This window comes from Nitrosomonas sp. (assembly GCF_043753625.1).
In the GTDB taxonomy this organism is placed as follows: Bacteria; Pseudomonadota; Gammaproteobacteria; order Burkholderiales; family Nitrosomonadaceae; genus Nitrosomonas.
The window spans coordinates 1-8,392 of record NZ_JAYUWI010000160.1; the positions used below are offsets into that span (position 1 = coordinate 1).

The following is an 8,392-nucleotide window of genomic DNA, read 5'->3' on the forward strand; positions in this document are numbered from 1 at the left end:
CAAGCACTGCGGCACGTCCTTGCGCTCGCCCAATAACGTGAAATGATCCTTCCAACCCGTCCTGTCGATCCAGCGCACAAGCTGCGCGTTATCCCAATCCAAGTCGCGCCCCACCATCACAAATCGCAATTGCGGGTACTTCGTAGCCAGCAAACCGGCGGCCCGCACAAAATTCTCTTGATCCTTAACCGCGTGAAATCTGCCCAAACTGCCCACCACAATCTGGCTCTGGGTAATGCCGCATTGCTCGCGCAGCGCTTGCCGCTCTTCGACTGATGCGTTCAACCAAGAAAAATCGTAACCATTTGGCACTACCAACATCTTCTTCGATTCGTAACCAACGTCGATGTGAGATTGCCGCGAGGCCTCGGCCGCACACACGATTACTTGTGGCACCCACTTCGACAGCCGTGCGCAAAGCCACCGAACAATCAATGTCACAGACGAACCTGCAGACCGAATATCGGTCGTTCGAATCCCCCAGATCACATGCCTGTTACCCGCTATATGGGCAGCCAGTCCTCCCAGTAAATCGGCGTGATACATCCAGGTCTGCACAATGTCTGGCTGACTCGCGCGAATCAGTTTCACAAGCCGCCAGAGTACTTGAGGAATGCTAAATATGGAGCGTATCCCTAACGAATAAACCTCCACGCCCATGGCCTGAAGCTGCGGGCCAAGCGTGCCCATGTCCATAAGTGAGACGACGACATGGCGATAAGCAGGGTATGCGAGATGAGATTCGACCAGGCGCTTGAGCATCATCTCGGCACCCCCGACATTAAGGCCAATAATGATATGAAGGACTTTCAAGTGGTTCCTTGCAAAACCTTGCACAAAATGTCCACCAGTTTTGGACCAATTATTTTTTTGGCGTAGTGCATTTCTACAATATTACGTCCAATTTTTCCCATTTGCGTGGCGAGAGACTCGTTCGTTAAAAGCAAAGATAGCGCATCCACCCAATCATCCTTTGATGAAGCCGCATATCCGCAATTTCCCCTTTCCAAAATTTCAACATTCATGCCTACAGGCGATACAACAACAGGAATGCCCACTGCCATATACGTCAACATTTTAAAACTGCACTTGCCCTGCGCCCAAAGATCATCCTCGAGTGGCATGATGCCAACAGTCAATTCCTGCAAAACCTCAACTTCACGAGCTTCAGTCCACTTCTCAAATAGAACTCGGTCCCGTGGTAGAGATGTAAATACTGGCGCCTGATTTGAAATCACCTTAAATAGCAATTCAGGATGTCGTGATAGTACCTCTTTGATTGCGGGCTCAATCGCATAAAGATACTTGAACCCAGATGATGAACCTGACCACCCAACCATTTGTGGGCGATTAGGGACTCTCTCTTTGACCGGCACAAAGCGAAGAGAATCAACGGCAGTGGGTAAAACTTTCACGTCAGCAAATTTACTGAAATGAGCGGCTAAAAAATTGTTCCCGCAAAGTACCAAAGAAGCCGCTTTAGCTATACGGTTTGCATTTAATCCGCGTACACCTAAAAAAATTGCATCGTCTACATCGAAAACAAATGGCTTCGTCAGGAAAGGCTCCCACGTGCATAACGTTGCTGTTAAATTTCTCTGTAAGAATCGGAGATCGTATTGATTAGCCCGAAGGGCGCGACCCGCATTTTCGAAAACGCTAGCCGCCAGCCAAGCTGGGCGATGAATTTTCTTTCGAGGCGCATAAGCGCCGAAATGACTTTCTAATTCCGAAACCTCAAAACCACCTTGCTGCAAATCTCCCACATACTGCGACCAGCGGAATCGAGTACTGGGCTGGTTTTTGCCCTGGGTAATGCCGACGAGTGAATATCTCTTCTGCTTCATGGCTGCAGTTAATAGTTCAACCAAGACCAGGATAAATAATTGCCAGCCAAGTCAATCGGAGGATATTTATATACGAAAGGAAAGCGAGCAAAAGCAGTCCTCCGAGTAAGTTAATATAAGACTTACGAAATAAAACTACAGACCCAAGCAGCATCAAACACCACGAAATCTCCAAATAGCGAGTGGCTGCAGTCACCACCACCGAGGATATCCCAAATGCGATAGCAATCAGTCCATAAACGATGGGACGCAACTTGGCAATAAATTTATACACTGAATCATCTGGATGTTGAATACAAACCTTATCTACTCGGTAAAATATCAACAAGGCGATAAGCAGCGTTGCGAATGGCTCTGTGTAGGCGAAGATGGTTCCTCGATTATTCTCATAATTTTCGCCATGAGGAAATAATTTTAATAGAATTGAACCAAGCAACGAAATACTGACAACAATAGCCAGATACAAAACTTTGTTTTTAGTCAATAGTTTCTGAACTTTTTCCAATACGAAAACCAGCGCCAATAAGCTAGAAATATGGGAGGCGAAGGCGAGTAGGGAAAATACAATGCAAGGCAGTTTTTTATCACGGAAAGAGAGCGCCAACATTAAAAAACCAATCGCTAACGCACCCCGCATTGCGGCAAATTCCAACCCAGGGGAAAGGAAGACAGCATAAGCTGAAATAAAGCCAAGTGTATATTGACGGGCTATGCGCCTGACTGCAAGATATTTTGTAGCAACAGAGAGAAAACAAACGATAAAGAATGCCCATTTCGCATCTTCACTAAAGTAGTTGGAGCCAGTTGCGATCAAAAGAAACATTACATCTTTGGCATACCAAAGCTTAATAGTCCATTCTGGGTTGATGATCACGCCTCGATACATCTGTAAATAGTTATATCTATCAATACCGACTTCACGCCAGCCAGATAAATAAGCAAGGAATAGGGAACCGATTAATGCCAATAACAAAAATAGTCGCCTACGACTATATGTAAGCGGATTCATAGTTTGACTATTTTTGAATCGATCAATGCGCCAACGATGGGGCGCCATATCCACCACGCAAAATGTCGGCGAAAAAAGTCCCCAGAGTGCCCATACCTACACCGAAAATATCGTTGCTCAACACGATGATCAGGAATCCCCAACGATTGAATTACGACGCCCGTTTTCCAGATCGCATAAATTAATGCAAGCTGATCCCGTTTCACTCCAGACAGGTAATTGTCCCACCAGGCACTCATTAGTCGATTTACTTCTTTGGATGTTTTTCTAATAATCACGCCACCTTCGAATAATTCTAGATTTTCAGGCACTCCCTCTGATCTAAATTTATTCATCAGTTGAGAAGTTGCCTTAATCGGCGCTTTCATACCCTCGATGCATGCACGCGCTTCCAAATATACGCAGCTTCGACGCGGATGCTTATACAAAAAAACCTCCCCTGAAGCTACCACCACTTGCTGAATCAGCGTAGTCAGATCGCCGACAACATCAATCGCACCATCCACATAGACGGTCAAATCGTACTCTGCAAGGCGAGCATTGAGATGCGGCAAGATTTTGATGTAGCGATTCGCATCCTTGCCTGAATAATCCTTAGTAATTTGAATATCTTCCCAGTCACGGGGAACACGAATACTGCCGTCGTTGAAGCACAAGTAATCCACCCCCGCCGCTTTAGTAGTGGGTGCACTGACCACGTCATAACCATTTGTCACACAGATATAAACGGCAACTTTCATTTATGAACGCTCACCTAATTAAGACTTGTTGACCCAATATAATCAAAGACTGTAACATTTCCATTGCTGTGAATGTGATGAGTCCCTTTCAAATTCTTGAAGAAGTTCGGTTCTATAGCACACTCCAATTCTTCTTGATATACATTTTTATTTAACAAAGTAACTTTGTTTATTGAAAAACTTTTTCCGTATTGCTGAAAACCCATTTGCTGAGAAACCCGAAAAATATCACGATCATCAAATAACAGACCTGCGTTTCTCGATTTTTCTGGATTGATATAAATTGGATTTCGAGAATGAGCTACCCAACTGCTCGACAAAGGGCTGTCTGAATAAAAAATATACAGTTCAGAGTTGTGGTCGCCAACGTCCGCTGGATCGATGTTCGTTAACATCCACCAAATTCCGTCACGTTCAAATATCATCGTGTCCGTCGCGGAAACGTCAGACATCAATACTTTTGATAATCGCCATCCTGTTGGAAAGTCAGTGCACTCGTACAGACGTATTTCCCCAGCTTCATTAGTCTCAGGGATCATGTATATCTTTGAATCAAATCTAAATAGATATGGAAATGACATATGAAATGGTTCGGTAATCGCCTCTCCGATTCTCACAGCGCTTTTTTCTTGAAGTTCGTATACAGATATGCAGCCCCTTTTGGTCTTGTAATCAAAATCCTCAACAAAGCAGTACTCTTTATTGTTTTCTGAAATAACAAAGGGGTCTGCTAAAAAATGTCCGGGAGGATTTTTTATTTTTATAGCCCGCCGCATTACAAGACTTCTCCAATTTGATCTTGAAAATGCTACTGACCACCGTAGCTGTTTCTTTAAAACATTGTTTTCAATCTTCGCTGAAATACTTCTGCCCGCCAAATTAAAGATATATTTAAGCTGCTCATTTACGTTCGGCCCTTTGAACAGCTTATTAAAATACGGGGTCTGCTTTTCAGGTAGCGGAAGGGTAGAAGTATTAGCTATTTCCCCAAGCAACTTCTTCATGTAAAAGTTGCTTTTATTATAGAGATTGGCTTGGTTTAGTAAAAAATAATTCTTTGTAGGGAATGCTCCTCTTAATAGTACATTTCCTCCATCCAGCTCTTCTGTAAGCTGCTGAATCACAAATCCCGACTTACTTTGCTTATAAAACACTTCCCAAAAACCTGCTGGCCCACCACGATTGATACGGTTATCCCCATGATGAAATGAAATTACCCCAAAACGAGATGTCCTTAAAATATCACCTCGTAAAATTCCAGATCCGCAACGAATAAGAAGATCAAATCTCTCTTCGCCTAATTTCTCGATATCCTCTCTTGAAAAAGTATGAACAAGTCCACTTTTTGAAACAATAGGATACGTAATTATTGAGCAAGGAACAACATCGGATAGATCATATATTCCTAGATGGTCTTTGTGACTCGTAGCTGAAATTTTTTTCGCTTCAATTTTGCCGATTAGCTTCCAGAGAATTAGTGAAAGAAAATGATAGAAACCCATCCGTAAAAGAAAGTTGCATCCCCTAATAACTATGGAGCTTGATCGCTTCTTTTCTATTTGCTGAATAACAAGATGAGTAATTTCCAAGTTATTTTGATCCTGCCCCCATTTAGCTAGATCAAACGTATATTTGGACGAATATCTGGAATCGACAATCAAACCAATTTTAGTTTTTTTCATTTTCAATTGCCGAATATTTTATATTAATTTAATAATACTGCTAGGCCTACAGTATGGTGCGTTTTAATTTTGCCTGTTTATAAAAGTAAGCAGGCTTAAGAGCGCCCAAATTTGATCTGTATGATCAATTTGGCCAGACAGATGCTCATTCCATAGCTGAAAAATTGCAGGTCTATCAAAATTTGGCGAATCATGTTCGATTTTGGAAATCGTTTCCTCAACCCATGGACGTAATTCCTTTCGTAGCCATGACGATAGAGGTATATCGAATCCCATTTTCGGTCTATTAACAATTGACTTGGGGACATGTCGATACAGCACTTCACGCAACACTTTTTTACTAATTCCACCATTCAATTTGTATTTAAGCGGCAAGCTACAGGCGAATTCGATAATTCGGTGATCCAGCAATGGTGCGCGTGTTTCCAAACTATTCGCCATTGCGGCTCGATCTACTTTGACGAGAATATCATCAGGCAAATAAGTCCCTGCATCCCAAAGTCCAGCAGTTGATGCGACATCACCCAAGACGGGAAAGTCCAGCATCTCTACGCTGCACTGTTCTGCCAAAGGCACTTTACGCTGACGATATCGATCAAACCAATAACGATTAAGCATCTGCGCATTGGGCTGTCGCCATGCGTTCACGACGGTTTGCGAGCGCCGTGAAACAGAAGCTACTCGTTGACTGCCTTCAAACATTTTCAGTGCCTTAAAAGCCGGTGTCCAAGGCAGCCTGCCAAGGTGTCTAGCCCGCCAAATCTTTTGATAAAACACATATTGAGAATAACCCAAGAAAAACTCATCGCCGCCGTCACCCGACAAAGCGACACTCACTTGCTGTTTAGCCAATTGGCTTACCAGATAGGTGGGAATCTGCGAGCTATCAGCAAACGGCTCATCCCAAATTTCCGATAGACGCGGGATCAAATCCAACGCTTCGTGCGGTTGGATGACGTGCTCAACGTGGTTCGTACCCAAATGCCTTGCTACAGCCGCTGCATGTTGTGATTCGTCCATCTTGGCATCGGGCATGCCAATAGAAAAAGTGGTGACCTTTGAAGTGGTTGAAGATTGCATCATGGCAACCACCGTGGATGAATCAATACCGCCAGATAGAAAAGCCCCCACGGGCACATCGGCCACCGATTGCAGTTGTACCGCCTGACGCACCAGCGTTTCGAGCTGATCCACTGCATCAGCGAAACTGCCGATAAATGGATTCTCCAAACCCTGCGCTGCGGCGTCGCCCAGCGACCAATAGGGCACCGGTGGAGGCAGTGTGCGTTGCTGCACATGATGTTGTGTTAATGGGAGAAACGTACCCGGCACCAGTTTAAAAATTCCTTGATAGATACTTGATGGCGCGGGGATATAGTTCAGCCGCAAGAAGGTGCTGGCTGCATGCCAATCCATCTCGCCGCTAAATGCAGGATGCGCCTTTAAGGCTTTTAGTTCAGAACCAAACAAAAACACACCGTTTTGCCAGCCGTAATACAGCGGCTTCTCACCAATACGGTCACGGGCAAGGGTCAACGATTTTTCATGTTTGTCCCACAGCGCGAGCGCGAACATGCCCACCGTGGATTGCAGCGTCTTTTCAATTCCCCAAGCAGAAAAACAAGCCAACAAGGTTTCGGTATCGGAATGTCCGCGCCAACCGCAGATTGGCAAACTACCCGCCGTCTCAAGATTTTTCCGTATATCTAGATGGTTGTAAATTTCTCCGTTGAACACAATTACGTAACGCCCGCACGAACTTGTCATGGGCTGGTGACCAGCCGGGGAAAGATCAAGTATCGAAAGCCGACGATGTCCAAGCGCGACACTGTGCTGCGCATCGACCCACACGCCGCCGTCATCCGGGCCCCGGTGAACGATAGGCTTGAGCATTGCCGTGAGCCGAAATGAAGAAACGTGGCGGCTCTCACCTAAATGAATAAACCCCGCAATGCCGCACATCAGGGTGCTCTTTTCCGACGGTAATAGCCCGTCAAACTTAGCATCACACGGGCTGCATATTCAGGCGTAAGCACCATCAGCAATGCCGCGAACTTATAACTCTTGACAACATCCAGCGCAAATTTTACTAATGCCGTATTACCGAAAATTGAAACCCGGACACAGCTTGACTGAGCAAAATAAGCAATGCATTTTGCAGAGCTATATTTTGCGAGAACTGAATTCATGCCAAAGGCTACTGCCTCTTTATAAATGGCTGGCCAAATAGCCAGATTCGCCAATTGCTTTACCGGGTCAATTGTTCCGGATTCATTCATGCCATGAATTCGCCAAACTCCAACATTTCTGTCCAAATACTTCACGATGCCTCGCAAAGACAATCGATATAGGGATTCCCAATCTGAGCTAAGCGCCGAGCTTCTGTAGAAGTCAACTTCAAGAGCTGGTTTTCTGGCATACAGCACCGCCATATGCATAAAAAAATACATTCCATCAGGAAGTTTGCTCAAAATCTGCATTCCTGTTGCATTTTCCTGAAAAGGAATTTTAGAAATATAGTTGCCTGAAGGCGCTTGGGTAGTGGCTCTTGCGACGACCATAATTACATCTTCATTGCCCTTGATCAGTTTGACCGCTTCCGTAATGAAATCGGGATCGGTGTAGTAGTCGTCACCATCCAGATTTATAACGTAGTCACCTGTTGCATGGACGAATAACAAATTTTTGTAATTGGAGGTGCGGCCAATATTACGGGAGTTTCGAAAGTACTTAAGTCTTGAATCGCTTATTTTCTCCAAAATTGCCGGCGTAGTATCTGTTGACGCATCATCCCCAACGATGATTTCAAGATTTGAATAAGTTTGAGCCAGTGCTGATTTAATCGCGTCACCAATAAACTCCGCTTGGTTAAAGGTCGGAATCATTATTGTGACCTTTGGTTTGAAGTTTTCGTTCAAGACTTAGGCCTTGCCCATACTGTCATGCGTCCGGTCTGACCGAACACACTTAACAGCAAGGCTAATGGGTACAACGCATAATTCCACCTGCCGGCCCTCTCAGGGAAGTCGATTAGTTTTTGCCCCAATTGGGCATAGCCCTTGTCACGCAGAACGTAGCCCGTACTGGCGAACAGGTTGTTTAACGTACGCTGGT

At 44.8% G+C, this 8,392-nt stretch carries 8 protein-coding genes; all 8 read right to left on the reverse strand.

Annotated features, from left to right (window positions below):
- Positions 1 to 813 (reverse strand): glycosyltransferase (locus ACH10T_RS13400; protein WP_394809761.1); only part of this gene is annotated, 813 nt, incomplete at its 3' end.
- Positions 810 to 1,871 carry a glycosyltransferase family 4 protein gene (locus ACH10T_RS13405; protein WP_394809762.1) on the reverse strand — a complete coding sequence of 354 codons (1,062 nt, stop codon included), beginning with the start codon at positions 1,869 to 1,871 and terminating at the stop codon, positions 810 to 812. The genes ACH10T_RS13405 and ACH10T_RS13400, both read right to left, overlap by 4 nt.
- Positions 1,864 to 2,820 carry an EpsG family protein gene (locus ACH10T_RS13410; protein WP_394809763.1) on the reverse strand — a complete coding sequence of 319 codons (957 nt, stop codon included), beginning with the start codon at positions 2,818 to 2,820 and terminating at the stop codon, positions 1,864 to 1,866. The genes ACH10T_RS13405 and ACH10T_RS13410 overlap by 8 nt, the downstream gene beginning before the upstream one ends.
- 32 nt (positions 2,821 to 2,852) lie before the next feature.
- The gene (locus ACH10T_RS13415) at positions 2,853 to 3,596 is read right to left on the reverse strand and encodes a glycosyltransferase domain-containing protein (protein WP_394809764.1); all 744 of its coding nucleotides are present in this window, start codon (positions 3,594 to 3,596) and stop codon (positions 2,853 to 2,855) included.
- A gap of 14 nt (positions 3,597 to 3,610) precedes the next feature.
- Positions 3,611 to 5,278: a hypothetical protein gene (locus ACH10T_RS13420; protein WP_394809765.1), complete on the reverse strand. Its 1,668-nt coding sequence runs from the start codon at positions 5,276 to 5,278 to the stop codon at positions 3,611 to 3,613.
- A gap of 63 nt (positions 5,279 to 5,341) precedes the next feature.
- Entirely contained in the window at positions 5,342 to 7,240 is a 1,899-nt protein-coding gene (gene asnB / locus ACH10T_RS13425) for an asparagine synthase (glutamine-hydrolyzing) (RefSeq protein WP_394809766.1), read from the reverse strand.
- Positions 7,240 to 8,196: a glycosyltransferase family 2 protein gene (locus ACH10T_RS13430; protein ID WP_394809767.1), complete on the reverse strand. Its 957-nt coding sequence runs from the start codon at positions 8,194 to 8,196 to the stop codon at positions 7,240 to 7,242. The genes asnB and ACH10T_RS13430 overlap by 1 nt, the downstream gene beginning before the upstream one ends.
- Positions 8,193 to 8,392, reverse strand: a 200-nt coding sequence (locus ACH10T_RS13435) for a hypothetical protein (RefSeq protein WP_394809768.1), incomplete at its 5' end; no start/stop codon positions are given. The genes ACH10T_RS13435 and ACH10T_RS13430, both read right to left, overlap by 4 nt.

Coding starts and splice junctions, on each gene's coding strand:
- ACH10T_RS13415 (WP_394809764.1), bottom strand. CDS start 3,596: ATGAAAGTTGCCGTTTATATCTGTGTGACAAATGGTTATGACGTGGTC.
- ACH10T_RS13420 (WP_394809765.1), bottom strand. CDS start 5,278: ATGAAAAAAACTAAAATTGGTTTGATTGTCGATTCCAGATATTCGTCC.
- asnB (WP_394809766.1), bottom strand. CDS start 7,240: ATGTGCGGCATTGCGGGGTTTATTCATTTAGGTGAGAGCCGCCACGTT.